This window comes from Exiguobacterium sp. s95 (assembly GCF_018618655.1).
GTDB classification, from domain to species: domain Bacteria; phylum Bacillota; class Bacilli; order Exiguobacteriales; family Exiguobacteriaceae; genus Exiguobacterium_A; species Exiguobacterium_A oxidotolerans.
In genome coordinates, this window is record NZ_JACSMM010000002.1 from 451,309 (window position 1) to 468,411 (window position 17,103).

Genomic DNA, 17,103 nt, shown 5'->3' on the forward strand with positions numbered 1-17,103 from the left:
GTCGCTTTTTCGCATCTTGAATGGTTACGGCTGTTTTTTCCAAAACTCGAGTCGGGCTTGGAGTTGTTTCTCAAAACCGCGTGGACTCGGCTCGTAAAAGACCGGTTTTGTCCGCGCTAAGTTTTCAGGCCAATAGCTTTGTTTCACGTAAGCGTGAGGGAACTGGTGCGGGTATTGATAAGCGACACCATTTCCGAGTGCTTCTGCACCGGGATGATGGGCGTCACGAAGATGCGGTGGGACCGGTCCACCGTCCGAACGTCGTACGAGAGTGAGCGCCTTGTCGATTGCTGTGATGACGGTATTTGATTTAGGTGCCGTCGCCAAATACAATACAGTTTCAGCGAGCGGAATCCGTGCTTCCGGAAAACCGACGTATTCACACGCGCGAGCACAAGCGTCGACAATCAACAGGGCTTGTGGATCCGATAGCCCGATGTCTTCTGCGGCATGGACGTACAATCGTCTGACGATGAAGCGAGGACTTTCGCCCGCTTCAATCATGACGGCGAGCCAATATAATGCTGCGTCGGGATCGGATCCACGGATTGATTTAATGAAAGCCGAGATGACATCATAATGGCGGTCGCCGTCTTTATCGTATTTCAATGCTTTTTGCTGAATCGATTCTTCCGCGACGGCGAGGTCAATCGTGATTTCACCGTCGACTTCCGGAGTCGTCAAGACGGCGAGCTCGAGTGCATTTAGCAAGGCGCGATAGTCGCCGTCGGATAGTTTAACGTAATGATCAATCGCTTCTTTTGTAATCGAAATCGGATATTTTCCGAGACCGCGGTCTTTATCAGCTAACGTTCGGTTAAGCACGACACGTAAATCGTCTGCCGTCGGTGGTTCGAACCGAAAGACGGTCGCCCGAGAGAGTAAAGCGGCGTTGACCTCGAAGCTTGGATTTTCCGTCGTCGCCCCGATTAAAGTGATCGTACCTGCTTCAAGAGCAGGGAGCAACGCGTCTTGCTGCATTTTATTAAAACGATGGATTTCATCCAAAAAGAGAATTGTTTTTTGATCATCAAACTGTAAACGAGACTCCGCCGCCTTTAAGACGTCGCGTAATTGATCGAGTTTTGCGGTGACGGCATTCAACTGTTCAAAAGCCGACTTCGTGTAACTCGAGATGACGCGTGCGAGTGTCGTTTTCCCTGTTCCCGGTGGACCATAAAAAATGACCGTCCCGAGCCGATCGGCAAGGATAGCGCGACGTAAGAGGGTCGTCTCTCCAATTAAATGCCGTTGGCCAACGATTTCGTCCAGTGACTGAGGACGCATCCGGTTGGCGAGCGGTCCAGCAGGATATTTTGATTCAAATAAATTAGCCATAGGTAGCGTTCCTTCTTTCGACGTGGATTCAGCTCCTACTATACTAGAAAGGATGTTATTTCGCATGATGAAAATCTCGACGAAAGGCCGGTATGGTCTGACAATCATGATCGCACTCGCTAAAGGAGGCGAACAAAAGCCGTTATCCTTAAAGAAAATTGCGCAAATGTATAATCTGTCGGAGCATTATTTGGAACAATTGATTGCCCCGCTCCGAAATGGCGGGCTGGTCAAAAGTGTCCGTGGCGCTTACGGCGGTTATAAGTTAGGGCGTAAAGCGGAAGAAATCACGGCCGGCGATATCATTCGTTTGCTTGAAGGACCACTCGTCGTTGTCGAAGGGGACAATTCTGATGAAGTGACGAAACGAAAGTTATGGGATAAAATCCAAAGTGCAGTCGATCAAGTACTGGATTCGACGACATTAAAGGATTTAGCGGAAGACGATGATACTGGATATATGTTCTATATATGAAAGGTGAGACGAAATGATGTATTTTGATCATGCGGCGACAACGCCGATGCACCCTGATGTACTCCAAACAATGACTCCATATATGCTCGAGCAATTCGGGAATCCGTCGAGCGTTCATGCGTTCGGTCGTTCCGGCCGGGCGGCGATTGACGCGGCACGTCGGACAATCGCGAGTGAACTGAATGCCAAACCGAATGAAATCATCTTCACGGCGGGGGGGACGGAGTCGGATAACTATGCGATTTTGGGTGCCGCGATGAAACATCAAGACAAGGGACAGCATGTCATCACGACACGCTTCGAACACCATGCCGTCCTGCGTGCGTTCGAAGAACTCGAAAAACGTGGGTTTGACGTGACGTATTTAGAAGTGCCGGAGTCGGGCGTCGTCACGGTCGACGCACTCGCGGCAGCGCTTCGCCCGGATACGATTCTTGTTTCGGTCATGTTCGGAAACAATGAAGTCGGGACACTGCAACCAATCAAGGAAATGGGCCAGTTATTAAACAAACAAAACATTCTCTTTCATACGGATGCGGTCCAAGTCTTTGGCAAGCTGAGTCTCGACGTCGAAGCATGTCATATTGACCTATTATCGGCATCAGGTCATAAAATCAATGGACCAAAAGGTGTCGGGATGCTCTACGTCCGAACAGGCGTCCAGTTAGAAGTGCAGTCGTACGGTGGCGAACAAGAACGGAAGCGTCGCGCGGGAACAGAAAACGTCGCTGGAATCGTCGGTTTCGCAAAAGCCGTTCAATTGATCGTAGCAGAACGTGACATACTGAAAGCCCAGTCGGAAGACTTGCGTCGCCTGTTACTCAATCGTCTCGAGGCTAGTTCGATTTCCTATGAACAAAATGGGCATCCAGGACTGCCGCATATCGTCAATCTCTATTTCCCGCGTGTCGAGATTGAACCGTTTTTAATCATGCTCGATATGCGCGGAATTGCCGTCTCGAGCGGGAGTGCCTGTACGGCAGGTTCCATTGAACCATCTCACGTGTTGTCCGCGATGTACGGTGAAAATGACCGGACGCGGCAATCGGTCCGAATTAGTTTCGGCCGTGGAAATGATGCCGGGCAAGTCGAACTACTCGCACAAGGATTGATAGATGTCGTAAAATCGTTTCAGAACAAATAAGAGGTGAAAGCAATGAATACAAGAGCAAAAGCGCCAAGTGAGACGACAGTCGTCGTCGGAATGTCTGGCGGCGTCGACTCGTCCGTCACAGCACACTTGCTGAAAGAACAAGGGTACAACGTCATCGGAATCTTCATGAAAAACTGGGATGATACGGATGAAGACGGTTTTTGTACAGCGACGGAAGACTATGAAGATGTAATCGCGGTCGCCAATCAAATCGGCATTCCGTACTATGCAGTCAACTTCGAAAAAGAATACTGGGACAAAGTCTTCACGTATTTCTTGAATGAATATAAACTGGGTCGGACACCGAATCCGGATGTCATGTGTAACAAGGAGATCAAGTTCAAAGCGTTTCTTGATCACGCCATGCGTCTCGGGGCGGATTTTGTCGCGACAGGTCATTACGCGCGTGCGGTCTATGAAGACGGGGAACACAAGTTACTCCGTGGGATCGATACGAATAAAGACCAAACGTACTTCTTGAACCAACTGTCACAAGACCAAATTGCGAAAGCGATGTTCCCGATCGGTCACATGGAAAAGTCAGAAGTCCGGAAAATCGCGGAAGAAGCGAACTTGGCGACGGCGAAGAAAAAAGATTCGACCGGTATCTGTTTTATCGGGGAACGGAACTTTAAACAATTCCTCAGCCAATACCTCCCGGCACAACCAGGCGAAATGCGGACACTCGACGGAAAAGTCATGGGACGTCACGATGGTTTGATGTATTACACGATGGGACAGCGTCATGGGTTAGGGATTGGCGGAGACGGAGAGCCTTGGTTCGTTGTTGGAAAAAATCTTGCGGATAACGTCTTGTTCGTTGATCAAGGCTTCCATAATGAACTGCTCTACTCGGAAGGATTGTATGCGTCGGACATCAGCTGGACGGCACCACTTAAAGTCGGCGATACATTCCGGTGTACGGCGAAGTTCCGCTACCGTCAAGAAGACTCAGGCGTGACTGTCCGCTTGCTTGAAAATGGACGTCTTGATGTTGCCTTTGACGAACGCCAACGGGCAATTACACCAGGACAAGCCGTCGTATTTTATGATGGTGATGTCTGCTTAGGTGGCGCAACGATTGACGAAGCGTACAAAGCGGGCGAACGTCTTACGTATCTTGCATAAGGGAGAGAACACGATGAATTATAACGAAGTAGGATTCAGACATTTAGAAGCGGGAAATTACGAACTGGCTGCGCAAGCCTTCAACGATGCGATTGAAGAAAACCCGAATGATCCGACGGCATATGTCAACTTGGGAACGTTGCTTCAATCGATGGATGATGCAGACCGGGCATTACGCTTTTATGAAAAGGCGCTGACAATTGACCCGACGTTCGCCAGTGCCCACTATGCAAAAGGGGCATTGTTCTTTGCGGCAGAGCAACTGGTCGAGGCAGAAGATGCCTTGCGGCTCGCCTTACTCCATGGACTTGATGACGCCGATCTACACTTCATGCTTGGTCTGACGTATCAAAAGCTCGGCGATCCTGTCCGGGGAATTCCTCGCTTGAAACAAGCGACGGAATTGAACGGGGTGGACGTCGAAATTGCTTTCCAATACGGCCTTGCGCTCGCACAAAACGAACAGATCGAAGAAGCGGCAGAAATTTTCGAGCAAGTCCTGTTGTTAGAAGAAACGCACACGGACGCACGCTATAACTACGCGATTGCCCTTGCATTTCTTGGTCAGCAAGAAGCGTGTTATACGGAGCTCGAGACGGTTCTTGAATATCAACCGAATCATACGCTTGCGCAAGATGCGAAAGCGAAAATGGATTCTTTGTTGAAATAAGGTCAATGAATGGGTCTGACTCATAAGTCAGACCAGCATCAAGCCGTGTGACGGATGTTTCCGTCCTTCAACAATCAAATGGCCGATGATCCCACTTTTCAAGGGACCATCGGCCATTTTTGTGCAATTTCTTATCGTTCAAGAGGGTTTAATACTTGCCTGTGTCATGCGACCGCTTTAAAGCGCATTCCGTCTCTGATCGTTTTGAAGATTGCGTTAGTTTCCGACTTCACGTACGACGCGTTGCGGCGGACCAGAAAAGTCTTCGTACGCCTCGTCCATATTTTTTGTATAGAGCTCAATCACATTTTGTTCAGTATCTTTAAAATAAGCGGAGTATTCTTTATCATTCGAAGTTTCTTGTTCATCCCATTCTCGAATCTTAACGGCAATATCTGCTTCCCGTAAGACGTTCAGAGCGTCCTCGAATCGGTTTTTTTCAATGTAAAAGGCGCAGTGGACGTGAGTCCCTCCTTCATCATAAAGCGAATCCCACTTCGTGACCGGTAGATTTTTCACAGTCCGTTCCTCGAGTGTGAAATCTCGTTTGAGCCAGAGTCCAAGTCGCGTGTTTCCGCCAATATAGAGCCATGTCGCCCAAACGCCGTCTTGCGTCGCTTGTTCTTTACTTGGTTCCGCGTCATCTGGAGCCCATTGCTCGACAATCGGTATTCCGAGCGTCCCATGCCAAAAGTTGACAGCGCGTTCCATATCCTCTACTTCAAGTACTAATTCACATAAACCAGCAATTGGTAATCGTCCCACATGCTTCTCCTCCAATTCAATTTTTAGTTCAAGTTCACTTTCCCTGATTTTAAATCGATTAAACGAGTGCTATGATGATGAGAGCGTAGTAAATCGTAGTCTTTTAGAAAGTAGGTGGAGTGATGGAGCACCCTCATCAAGTCGTCGGTCGTGTTAAACGTGTGCTCTTCTCCTCCGAAGAAGAAGCGCATTCCATCGTATTGGTGGCTGTTAAGGAAAAAAACTTTGAATTGAAAGAAACTGAACTCGTCGTGACGGGAACGGGAGTCGGGATTGAACTTGGCGGTACGTATCAGGCGTTTGGCCGTTTAGTGGACCATCCACGGTTTGGTAAACAATTAAAGGCAGAATTAATTCGCCGTTCTGTCCCGATGACGAAGCATGCCGCTGTCCGCTTTTTGACGAATGGATCGTTTACCGGCATTGGTCCGAAAACAGCGAAAAATATCGTCGAGGCACTTGGCGAGGATGCGATTGATGTCATCTTAAAAGATAGCCGTGCCCTCGATCGTGTGCCTGGACTTAAACAAAAACAAGCTGACGTCATCTTCAGTCGACTGGCAACGCTCTATGGCGTTGATCAATTGATGTTGTTTTTGGCACCGTTCGACGTCACGCCGAAACTTGCAGCTAAAATTTATGCGGCGTACGAAGGGGATGCGATGGCGCGGATTCGTGAAAACCCGTATTCCTTGATGTACGAAGTGAGCGGGATCGGTTTTAAGACGGCCGATCAAATTGCCTCCCATCTCGGCTTGATTGGTCTTCACCCGGAACGCGTTGCAGCGTCCGTCATGCACATACTTGAGCAAGAGGCAGGGGAAGGACATGCTTTTGCGACAATTGATTCATTGTTGCAGCGGGCACCCCGCCTGCTAGGCGAAGACCCAGGAGAACGACTCGAACAGGCAATCGAGTTGTTGTTGACAGAAGATAAAGTAAAACTCGAAGAAGGCTGTCTGTATCTGCCGACGATTTATTATGCGGAAGTCAGGGCGGCAAAAGAGCTGGCACGCGTCATGGCGAATGGAGCAGAGCAAGAAGTCGATGTCGCGACGATCTTAACGGCAATCGGTCAGCTCGAAGAACGTTTCGGAATGGAATATGCGACGCAACAACGAGAAGCGATTGAACTGGCCGTCAAAGCACCATTGATGGTCTTGACCGGTGGACCGGGAACCGGTAAAACGACGGTCATCAAAGGAATCTTACATGCCTTACAAGAAATCCATGATTGGCCGCTCGAAAAAAGTCAAGTCAAATCAGGTGATGTGTATCCGTACGTTCTCGTCGCACCGACCGGGCGTGCTGCAAAACGATTGTCGGAAGCGACCGATGTTCCGGCGATGACAATTCATCGGCTGTTGAAATACGACGGCTCAAATTTTCAATTGAATGAAGATCAACCAATCACCGGAAAAGTGTTGATCATCGATGAATCATCGATGATTGATATCTACCTCTTGTCGAGTCTCCTTCGCGCCGTACCGAACGGGATGAAAATCTTGTTCGTTGGTGACCGGGATCAACTGCCGTCGGTCGGTCCGGGACAAGTTTTGGCTGATTTAATGGATACGGACGGGATTCCGGTCGTACGACTCAATGTCGTACACCGTCAAGCGGAGGATTCGTCGATTTTACGATTGGCTCATGATTTGAAAAATCGGGTCACATCAGCTGATTTATTGGCACCGTTATCGGACCGTCGTTTTTATTCACTTGCTCCGCAGGAATCATTACGCGGGATTGCCGCCTTCGCTGAAAAAGCGTTAGCAAAAGGTTACTCGAAGTTCGACGTCCAAGTCCTCGCCCCGACATATCGCGGACAAGTCGGGATTGATGAACTCAATCTCGCGCTGCAAAATGTCTACAATCCGGAAGCACCGAAAAAACGGGAAGTGAAGCAAGGGAATCGGCTGTACCGGAGTGGAGATAAGATTCTTCAGCTCGTCAACAATGCGGAAGAAAATGTCTACAATGGTGATATCGGCGAAATCGTCAACATCTTTTTTGCGAAAGAAAACGTCGATAAAGTCGATAAAATTATCGCGCGGTTCGACCAGACGGAAGTCGAATACAATCGCAGTGACTGGGACCAATTCACACATGCCTATGCGATCACGATCCATAAAGCCCAAGGGTCGGAGTTTCCGATCGTTCTGATGCCGGTCTTCTTTACGGGCGCCTTTAAGCATTCGAGAAACTTAATTTATACGGCCGTGACCCGTGCGAAAACAAGTTTGTTGTTGTTCGGAGATCCACGCGCCTTTCACAAGGCATCACAAGAAGAAGAACCTCGTCGACGGACGCGGTTGATTGAACGTCTGGGTGGTGCGACAAAGACTTGACGGAATACGTTGGATAGGTAATAATCACGTTAGATGAATGGACGCAAAACGTTGATAGAAGATAAGTAGAGTGATGCAATCATGACGAAGAGAGAGATGGATTTGCTGCAACCATCTCCATGATGAATCATTTGAAGCTCCTTCTTGAGTCGAGTGAAAACACTTGCGGTTAATCCCCGTTATTGGATTTTTCGAGGTAACATCCGTAACAGAGGATGTTGCGAACGAGGGTGGTACCACGAGAGCGATGCTTTCGTCCCTTTCCTAGGGGATGATGCATCGTTTTTTTTGCGTTCAGGATGAACTTATTAATTAATTGGGGGTATTTTCGATGAAACCATTAAAACCGTTGACTGGCGCACAAATCCGTCAGATGTATCTCGACTTTTTCCAATCGAAAGGTCACGCTGTGGAACCGAGTGCTTCTCTCGTACCAGTGGAAGATCCAACATTGCTTTGGATTAACTCAGGTGTCGCGACATTAAAAAAATATTTTGATGGACGTGTCATCCCAGACAATCCACGAATCGTCAATGCACAAAAATCGATCCGGACGAACGATATCGAAAACGTCGGTAAAACGGCACGTCACCATACGTTTTTTGAAATGCTCGGTAACTTTTCAGTCGGTGATTACTTCCGTGAAGATGCGATCAAATGGGGCTGGGAACTCTTAACGAGTGACGAGTGGTACGGTCTAGATCCAGAGTACTTGTCTGTTACGATCCATCCGGAAGACGATGCGGCACGCCAAATCTGGCTTGAGCTCGGTGTTCCGGCTGAACGGATCATTCCGCTCGAAGATAACTTCTGGGAAATCGGTGAAGGTCCATCTGGTCCGAACACGGAAATTTTCTTTGATCGTGGTCCAGACTTCGGTGACGACCCGAACGATTCAGAACTCTACCCGGGTGGCGAAAATGAACGTTATCTTGAAATCTGGAACATCGTTTTCAGTCAGTATAACCATGATGGAAACGGGAACTACACAGAACTTCCACGCAAAAACATTGATACAGGAATGGGTCTCGAACGGATGGCTAGTGTCTTACAAAACGTGCCGACGAACTTCGATACGGACTTGTTCATGCCGATCATCCATAAGACGGAAGAAATGAGTGGTAAAAAATACCGTGATGACGCGAAGCTGGATGTAGCATTCAAAGTCATCGCTGATCATATCCGAACAGTTTCGTTTGCGATTGGCGACGGCGCATTGCCATCGAACGAAGGACGCGGGTATGTCCTCCGTCGTTTACTTCGCCGGGCAGTCCGCTATGCGAAGATGCTTGGAATCGAACGTCCGTTCATGTACGAGCTCGTGGATACGGTCGGTGGCGTCATGGTTGACTTTTACCCACAAGTTCCAGAGAAGGCGGACTTCATCAAACGTGTCATCAAGAATGAAGAAGAACGTTTCCATGAAACATTACAAGATGGTCTCGCGATTTTAAATACGGTCGCTCAGACGGCTAAAAACAATGGAGAGCATACGATTAGTGGGGAAGATGCATTCCGTCTTTACGACACGTACGGTTTCCCCCTCGAATTGACAGTCGAATATGCAGAAGATCATCAAATGGCAGTTGACGAAGAAGGCTTTAAACGGGCGATGGATGAGCAACGTAAGCGGGCCCGTGCGGCACGTGAAGATGGCGGATCGATGCAACAGCAATCTGAAGTTCTTGCGACATTGACGGTACCAAGCCGGTTCGTCGGTTATACGGATGTGAAGACGGATGCAACGATCGTCGCATTGCTTCATGATGGAGAACATGTCACGGAAGTCGCAGCAGGCGAACAGGCACAAGTCATTTTAGACATCACGCCGTTTTATGCTGAGAGCGGTGGTGAAGTCGCGGATACAGGAACGATTGAAGGAAAAGATTTCGTCTTAGACGTCAAAGACGTACAAAAAGCACCGAACGGTCAAAACTTGCATACGGTCATCGTTCGGACGGGGATTGCACTCGCGGACGCTTCAGTCATCGCAGAAGTCGAAGGCGCAGCACGTAAAGCCATTACGAAAAACCATACAGCAACACACTTGTTGCATAAAGCACTAAAAGATACACTCGGCACGCACGTCAATCAAGCAGGATCACTCGTGTCAGCAGATCGTCTCCGCTTTGACTTCTCTCACTTTGGTGCAGTCACGGCAGATGAACTGAAAACGATTGAACAGGATGTCAATCAGGCAATCTGGGCATCGCTGGCTGTCGATATCGAAGAAATGAACATCGCCGATGCAAAAGCAAAAGGGGCAATGGCACTGTTCGGTGAAAAATATGGTGAAACGGTCCGCGTCGTATCGGCAGGAACGTATTCAATCGAATTATGTGGCGGGATCCACGTCAAGAACACGGCGGAAATCGGTCTTTTCAAAATTGTTTCTGAATCAGGTATCGGTGCTGGTACACGTCGGATTGAAGCGGTCACAGGAGCTGGTGCATATCGTGTCATGAATGCGCATCTTGAGACGCTCGAACAAGCAGCACGTGTCCTGAAGACGAAAACGACGGAAGTTCCGAGTCGAATTGAAGCGTTACAAGTTCAATTACGTGAGACAGAACGCGCAAACGAATCACTCCAAGCAAAACTTTCGAATATCGAAGCAGCATCACTTAAAGATGACGTTGAACTGATCAATGGTGTCCAAGTCCTTTCGAAACGTGTCGATGTGTCTGATATGGATGCATTACGTGGGATGATGGATGAATTGAAAGGTTCACTCGAGTCAGCAATCATCGTCCTCGGCAGTGCGCAAGGCGACAAAGTGAACCTCGTCGCAAGTGTCTCGAAAGACTTAATCGACCAAGGTTATCATGCCGGGAAATTGATTAAAGAAGTTGCGACACGTTGCGGCGGCGGTGGCGGTGGTCGCCCCGATATGGCCCAAGCAGGCGGGAAAGATGCTTCGAAATTAAATGAAGCGTTGGCGTATGCTTCACATTATGCGCAATCACTGGCATAATAGAAAAGTAGTGTAAATGAAAGAGGTGATTAACGTGAGTCAGATGGATCAAACGATGAAATTTAATTTTCCGGAAGACGATAGTAAAGCAGCGACACGGGAAGTGTTGTTGACGGTCTATCACGCTTTGGAAGAGAAAGGATATCATCCAATTAATCAGATCGTCGGATACCTTCTATCTGGGGATCCTGCTTACATTCCTCGTCATAATGATGCACGTAATCTAATCCGTAAGATTGAACGAGATGAATTGCTTGAAGAACTCGTCAAATCCTATCTGTCGGAGAGTGGAGACAAAAAATGAAGCGTGCGATCGGACTCGATGTCGGTTCGAAGACGATTGGAGTCGCGGTGAGTGATTTGATGGGCTGGACGGCGCAAGGCGTCGAGACCGTCAAATGGACAGAACCCGATTATCCTGTCGCCTTCAAGCGACTAGAGGCAATCATTAAAGAGTACGGTGTCGAAATCATCGTCATCGGACATCCGAAAAACATGAACGGTTCGATTGGTCCGCGAGCAGAAGCAAGTGAAGCGTTCGCGCGTGAAATCGAATCAGCGACAGGACTTTCAACAGTTCTCGTCGATGAGCGTCTCACGACGATGCAGGCAGAGCGTATGTTGATCGACGCAGATGTCAGTCGAAAAAAACGAAAACAAGTCATCGATAAGATGGCGGCAGTCATGATCCTACAATCGTATTTGGATCGGGCGAACCGGTAAAGGAGGAAATGAGATGTCTGAAGAAAAGCGCCAGTATCTCTTTCCGGATGAAGACGGTGGCGAACATCTTTTCGAAGAATGGTACCGTTATGTCAGCGAGCGAACAGGGAAAACGTATCTGTTCCTCGAAATGATAGGGAATCCAGAAGATGGCGCAGATGATTTAATCATCTGTGAGATTGATGAGTATGGAGAAGGCGACGATGATTTTGAATTGAGCCTGATCGATGAAAATGATGAGCAGACTTGGGATGAACTCGAGACTGCATTAAAGGAGCGGATGAATGATGCAACAGAATGAACCAACACGTTACGTAATTCCAGATGGTGAAGGTAATGATTTCGAATTTATGGAGCGGTTACGTTATGAGAGCCCACGCTCAAACAAAACGTATATCTTCCTCGAGCCAGTCGGTGCTGACTACGACAACGCGGAAGAAGTCGACATCTTCGTTTACGAACTAGACGAGTATGGCGACGGAGACAATGACTTCAATCTTGTTCCGATCGAAGAAGATGACACGGAAACGTGGGATGAAATCGAAGAAGTCTTCAATACATTAGAAGACGAGCTTGAATAACCGACTCGTGTATAAGGTGATGTCGAAGGAGCAATGCTCTTTCGAGGTCACCTTGTTTTAAGAGAAAAAGGAGGAACCGATGGAGAACGAATGGAAGCACAATGCTGAAATCGAAAACAAGCGCCGCCGGACATCACGCCGGATTACGCTCATCATCCTTTCAGTGTTATTCACGATTTTCTTAGTAGCAGGTGCGGCAATCTATATCTTTTTAAAAAATTCACTCGAACCCGTCAACGCGGACGCAACAAAATCCGTGAAAGTCGAAATTCCGTTAGGTGCTGGAACAAGTACGATTTCAAATATCCTAAAGGACAAAGAATTGATTGCAAATGAAACGATTTTTCGCTATTACGTTCGCTATAAGAATGAATCGTCATTCCAAGCGGGAACGTACACGCTGACGCAAGCGATGACACCGGACGAAATCATCAATAAGTTGAAAACCGGTAAAGTCATGAAAGCAGCAGATGTCAAGATGACGATTCCTGAAGGGATTACGATGGATCGGCAAATCGCCGTGATTGCAAAAGCAACGGGCTTTAAGCAAGAGGCTGTTCGTAAAGCACTGACGGATCAAACGTACATCAACAGTTTGATTGAAAAGTATCCGATGTTAACGGATGAAGTGAAACAAAAAGGAGTACTCTACTCCCTTGAAGGTTACTTGTTCCCGGCGACGTATGAATTTGATAAAGGGAAAAACATCAATCAAATTGCTGAGACGATGCTTGACGAGATGGAAAAAATTTATGATGCAAATGCAGATGCGATTAAAGAATCAGGAATGACATTCCATGAAGTCCTCAGTCTTGGATCGATGGTTGAACGTGAAGCGGCAACAGCGAAAGACCGCCGTGAAATCGCTGGCGTTTTCAAAAATCGTCTTGATGATGGTATGAAACTTCAGTCGGATCCAACAGTCTGGTATGGTACGGGGGAAAACACGGCATTAACGACATTGAAAGATCTTGAGAATAACTCGAAATACAATACGTATAAATATGAGGGGATTCCAATCGGTCCGATTTCAACAGTCAGTAAAGATTCCGTACTCGCCGTACTCAATCCGAATAAAACAAAGTATGTTTATTTCTTTGCTCGGCCACCGAGTGAAAAAAATCCAAAAGGACAGATTCTTTACGAAGAGACGTATGAAGAACATCAACGTAATGTCGTAAAGTATAAACCGGAATGGGTTGAATACGAAGCAAGTAAAGAGCAATGAGCATCGGGTTGGTTTGGGACGAGTATTTTCGTTCCAGGTCAACCTGTTTATGCGGAGAAGGAGTAGTTCGAATGAATGAGTTTACAGCGTATGTTGAAGCAATGATTAAGCCACGTGATTCGCTACTCGAAGAGATGGAAGCATATGCTAAGGAACATCACATCCCAATCATTGAATTGACGGGGTCAGAAGTGTTATTATCCTTGCTGACGCTACAACAACCAAAGCGGATACTCGAACTCGGGACGGCAATTGGATATAGCGCGATTCGAATGGCACGTGCATTGCCGAACGCACGCATCACGACAGTCGAACGAAATGCAAAACGGTATGAAGAGGCAAAAGCATTCATCGCCCGGTCAGATGTCGCGGACCGAATTGACATCGTTTTTGCAGATGCAGTAGAATTAGCCGAAACCCTTGACCAAGAGTTCGATGCAATCTTCATCGATGCGGCGAAAGGGCAGTATCAAAAATTCTTCAACGGTTATGGGCGGCTTGTGCCAATAGGCGGGATTTTATACACGGATAATCTGTTTTTACATGGTGATGTTTTAGAAACAGATCCAAAAACGTTTGATCGAAGAAGACGACGACTCGTCCGTCTCGTCAAGGAATTCACAGTCTGGATGATGGAACAAGAACAATACGATACGACGATTTTTCCACTCGGAGACGGTGTTTCCGTAAGTCGAAAAATCAAGTCGGAATGATGGAGGAACAAAATCAATGCAAAAACCGGTTGTAATTGGCGTTGCTGGAGGTACGGGATCAGGAAAGACGACAGTCGCACGCTCACTCGTCGCAGCTTTCCCGATCGAATCGATCGTCATGATCGAGCAAGATGCTTACTATAAAGATCAAAGTACACTCTCGATGGAAGAAAGATATCAAACAAATTATGACCATCCGTTTGCATTCGATAATGATTTGCTGATTAACCACATCAAATCGTTACGTGAAAACATTGCGGTCGAAAAACCTGTTTATGATTACGTTGCGCATACGCGAGCGGAGGAGACGATCAAACTCGATCCACGTGATGTTATCATCGTCGAAGGAATCTTAGCGCTTGAAGATGAGCGTTTACGGGAATTGATGGATATTAAAGTGTTTGTCGATACAGATGCGGACGTACGGATTTTACGACGGATGCAACGTGATATCAACGAACGTGGTCGATCAATCGACTCGGTCGTCGAGCAGTATACGAATGTCGTCCGTCCGATGCATCTTCAGTTTTGTGAGCCGACAAAACGCTATGCAGATATCATCGTTCCGGAAGGTGGAGAGAATCATGTCGCGATTGATCTCCTCGTAACGAAGATTCGTGCCATACTCGATTATCGAACAGCACTTGATGAAAGAGGATATTGATTCCAAAAAAGATGTGAATATACTATACTAGTGGAATAAAAAGGAGCGTGACAAAAATGGCAGAAAAACAGTATTATATGACGCTTGACGGTAAAGCGAAAATTGAGAACGAGTTAAACGAACTGAAGTCAGTCCGCCGTAAAGAAGTAGTTGAAAATATTAAGATTGCACGATCTTTCGGAGACTTGTCTGAGAACGCAGAATATGATTCAGCGAAAGAAGAACAAGCGATGGTCGAAGGACGAATTGCACAACTTGAGGAAATGCTACGTAACGTAGCAATTATTTCTGAAGAAGAAAAGGATATTTCGGTCGTTAGTATCGGAACGACGGTCACATTCTTGATTCTTGAAGATGATGAAGAAGAAACGTACACGATTGTCGGAAGTGCAGAAGCGGATCCGTTCACAGGTAAAATCTCGAACGAATCACCAATCGCTAAAAGCTTACTCGGACATAGTGTAGGTGAGAAAGTATCGGTACAGGCTCCAGGTGGAGATTTCGCTGTAAAAATTACATCGATTAAATAAATAAAACGATGAAGCCGGAGCAATCCGGCTTTCTGTATGATGGAGGAATGAGTATGCCAATCGCTATCATTGGAGCAATGGAAGAAGAGGTCAACTTACTTCGGAATGAACTTTCTGAACGAAAAGACACGATGATTGCTAACTATCATTTTTATGAAGGTTTGTTGAACAGTGTGCCAGTCGTCATCTTGAAATCAGGCATCGGGAAAGTGAATGCTGCGATTGGAACGACATTGTTACTGGATCATTTTAAACCCAGTGCCGTCATCAATACGGGTTCTGCTGGTGGATTTAAGGCAGGGCTGACTGTCGGTGACGTCGTCGTCTCGACAGAAGTCCGTCATCATGATGTCGACGTGACAGCATTCGGATATGAATATGGACAAGTACCGGGTATGCCAGCTGCTTACGTGGCAGACGAAAAACTTGTCGCGACAGCTGAAGCCGTCATCGAACGGATGGAGTCGATTAATGTCGTTCACGGTCTAATCGTGACAGGAGATTCCTTCATTCATGATACAGAGCGCTCGACACTTATTAAAAAGAACTTCCCGGACGTCGCAGCAGTTGAAATGGAAGCAGCACCGATCGCACAAGTCTGTCATCAATTCGATGTTCCTTTCGTCGTAACACGTTCGATCTCGGATAGTGCAGATGAGGAAGCTTCACTCTCATTTGATGAATTTTTAGAAATTGCGTCGATTAACTCTGCGAAGATGGTCATGGAAGTTGTACGAACGCTAGCAGATTCTGAAGCGTAAGGTGGACGGAGGAGGGCCCTGATTGAAGGGACCCTTCTTTTTTCTTTGACAAAAAAGGATTAACGCTTTATATTAGTACCAGATACTAATACTAAAGGAGCGACCACATGAATATCGGGATTGTAGGACTAGGGACGTCATTACCAGAAAGTCGAATTACAAATGATGATTTAGCGAAAACGCTTGATACGAGCGATGAATGGATTCGGACACGAACGGGAATCGGTGCAAGACGGATTGCAACAGACGAAGTCGATGTAACGGATTTAGCGACAGAGGCCGCTAAACAAGCATTGATCGATGCGGACCTAACAGCAGACGATATCGGATTGATTGTCGTCGGAACAGCGACGGGACGTGCCTTTCCTTCAACAGCCTGTATCGTTCAGGAACGGTTAGGGGCGCTAGGCGCGACGGCATTTGATGTTAGTGCTGCCTGCAGCGGCTTCATTTTCGCTCTTCAAACAGCATCAAGCATGATGGAGACGACGAACTCTAAATATGCGCTTGTCATTGGGGCAGAAAAAATGTCGAGCATCGTCGACTGGTCAGACCGGTCGACAGCAATTTTATTTGGAGATGGTGCGGGTGCAGTCGTCCTCGGACCAACAGAACAGCAAGGGTTGAATGCGTTTGAACTCGGAACGGATGGGCGAGGAGCGCATCTGTTGTTTAAAGAGTTGGATGGGCCAATTGAAATGAACGGACGAGAAGTGTTTAAATTTGCCGTTCGAAAATTACCAGAGATTGTCGATAAAGTCATTCAAAAAGCGAACGGATCGTTGGAATCACTTGACTTATTGATTCCGCACCAAGCAAACTTACGGATTATCGACGCGGCACGCGAACGATTAGGCATCGATGAAAAGAAAGTCATCGTCACGATTGATGAACATGCAAATACATCAGCGGCTTCGATTCCGTTGGCTTTAGAAGAAGCGCGGCGTCAAGGGCGACTACAGCCGGGAACGACACTCGTTCTCGCAGGCTTTGGTGCCGGATTGACTTGGGGAGCTTCTTACATTACTTGGACTAAAGGGGAGAACATATAA

At 47.2% G+C, this 17,103-nt stretch carries 18 protein-coding genes; 16 read left to right on the top strand and 2 right to left on the bottom strand.

Features of this window, described 5'->3' with window-relative positions; all coding sequences use genetic code 11:
- Positions 1–24 precede the first annotated feature (24 nt).
- Complete coding sequence (locus KNP99_RS06885) at positions 25–1,338, bottom strand: replication-associated recombination protein A (RefSeq protein WP_215193134.1); 1,314 nt, start codon at positions 1,336–1,338, stop codon at positions 25–27.
- 67 nt (positions 1,339–1,405) lie between these two features.
- On the opposite strand from KNP99_RS06885, the gene cymR reads away from it, so the two are divergent.
- The 4 genes from cymR to KNP99_RS06905 are packed head-to-tail and all read left to right on the top strand — an operon-like array spanning position 1,406 to position 4,764.
- Complete coding sequence (gene cymR / locus KNP99_RS06890; protein ID WP_088838504.1) at positions 1,406–1,813, top strand: cysteine metabolism transcriptional regulator CymR; 408 nt, start codon at positions 1,406–1,408, stop codon at positions 1,811–1,813.
- 13 nt (positions 1,814–1,826) lie between these two features.
- Entirely contained in the window at positions 1,827–2,957 is a 1,131-nt protein-coding gene (locus tag KNP99_RS06895) for a cysteine desulfurase family protein (RefSeq protein ID WP_214802172.1), read from the top strand.
- 12 nt (positions 2,958–2,969) lie between these two features.
- Positions 2,970–4,094 carry a tRNA 2-thiouridine(34) synthase MnmA gene (gene mnmA / locus KNP99_RS06900; RefSeq protein WP_214768675.1) on the top strand — a complete coding sequence of 375 codons (1,125 nt, stop codon included), beginning with the start codon at positions 2,970–2,972 and terminating at the stop codon, positions 4,092–4,094.
- Positions 4,048–4,764, top strand: coding sequence for a tetratricopeptide repeat protein (locus tag KNP99_RS06905; protein ID WP_235195163.1), 717 nt, complete (start codon positions 4,048–4,050; stop codon positions 4,762–4,764). The genes mnmA and KNP99_RS06905 overlap by 47 nt, the downstream gene beginning before the upstream one ends.
- A gap of 216 nt (positions 4,765–4,980) precedes the next feature.
- Here KNP99_RS06905 and KNP99_RS06910 read toward each other — a convergent pair whose 3' ends face one another.
- Positions 4,981–5,529 carry a VOC family protein gene (locus KNP99_RS06910; RefSeq protein ID WP_088837511.1) on the bottom strand — a complete coding sequence of 183 codons (549 nt, stop codon included), beginning with the start codon at positions 5,527–5,529 and terminating at the stop codon, positions 4,981–4,983.
- A 122-nt stretch (positions 5,530–5,651) separates the two neighbouring features.
- On the opposite strand from KNP99_RS06910, the gene recD2 reads away from it, so the two are divergent.
- From recD2 to KNP99_RS06970, 12 genes are all read left to right on the top strand, one after another.
- Positions 5,652–7,877 carry an SF1B family DNA helicase RecD2 gene (gene recD2 / locus KNP99_RS06915; RefSeq protein ID WP_088837510.1) on the top strand — a complete coding sequence of 742 codons (2,226 nt, stop codon included), beginning with the start codon at positions 5,652–5,654 and terminating at the stop codon, positions 7,875–7,877.
- A 331-nt stretch (positions 7,878–8,208) separates the two neighbouring features.
- Positions 8,209–10,851, top strand: a complete 2,643-nt coding sequence (alaS, locus tag KNP99_RS06920; RefSeq protein WP_214766464.1) for an alanine--tRNA ligase — start codon at positions 8,209–8,211, stop codon at positions 10,849–10,851.
- 34 nt (positions 10,852–10,885) lie between these two features.
- Positions 10,886–11,155, top strand: a complete 270-nt coding sequence (locus KNP99_RS06925; RefSeq protein WP_029331017.1) for an IreB family regulatory phosphoprotein — start codon at positions 10,886–10,888, stop codon at positions 11,153–11,155.
- Entirely contained in the window at positions 11,152–11,574 is a 423-nt protein-coding gene (gene ruvX, locus KNP99_RS06930) for a Holliday junction resolvase RuvX (RefSeq protein ID WP_029331016.1), read from the top strand. Before KNP99_RS06925 ends, ruvX begins: the two co-directional genes overlap by 4 nt.
- A 13-nt stretch (positions 11,575–11,587) precedes the next feature.
- Positions 11,588–11,875 carry a DUF1292 domain-containing protein gene (locus KNP99_RS06935; protein ID WP_029331015.1) on the top strand — a complete coding sequence of 96 codons (288 nt, stop codon included), beginning with the start codon at positions 11,588–11,590 and terminating at the stop codon, positions 11,873–11,875.
- Positions 11,859–12,155 carry a DUF1292 domain-containing protein gene (locus KNP99_RS06940; RefSeq protein ID WP_235195162.1) on the top strand — a complete coding sequence of 99 codons (297 nt, stop codon included), beginning with the start codon at positions 11,859–11,861 and terminating at the stop codon, positions 12,153–12,155. Before KNP99_RS06935 ends, KNP99_RS06940 begins: the two co-directional genes overlap by 17 nt.
- Positions 12,156–12,234: 79 nt before the next feature.
- Entirely contained in the window at positions 12,235–13,383 is a 1,149-nt protein-coding gene (mltG, locus tag KNP99_RS06945; protein WP_088837508.1) for an endolytic transglycosylase MltG, read from the top strand.
- A 71-nt stretch (positions 13,384–13,454) separates the two neighbouring features.
- Positions 13,455–14,096, top strand: a complete 642-nt coding sequence (locus tag KNP99_RS06950; protein WP_215193135.1) for an O-methyltransferase — start codon at positions 13,455–13,457, stop codon at positions 14,094–14,096.
- A 16-nt stretch (positions 14,097–14,112) separates the two neighbouring features.
- Positions 14,113–14,760, top strand: coding sequence for a uridine kinase (gene udk / locus KNP99_RS06955; protein WP_088837507.1), 648 nt, complete (start codon positions 14,113–14,115; stop codon positions 14,758–14,760).
- Positions 14,761–14,816: 56 nt separating this feature from the next.
- Entirely contained in the window at positions 14,817–15,290 is a 474-nt protein-coding gene (gene greA / locus KNP99_RS06960) for a transcription elongation factor GreA (protein WP_088837506.1), read from the top strand.
- A gap of 53 nt (positions 15,291–15,343) precedes the next feature.
- Entirely contained in the window at positions 15,344–16,051 is a 708-nt protein-coding gene (mtnN, locus tag KNP99_RS06965; protein ID WP_029331009.1) for a 5'-methylthioadenosine/S-adenosylhomocysteine nucleosidase, read from the top strand.
- 107 nt (positions 16,052–16,158) lie between these two features.
- A complete protein-coding gene (locus tag KNP99_RS06970) occupies positions 16,159–17,103 on the top strand; it encodes a beta-ketoacyl-ACP synthase III (protein ID WP_215193136.1) in 945 nt (314 codons plus the stop codon).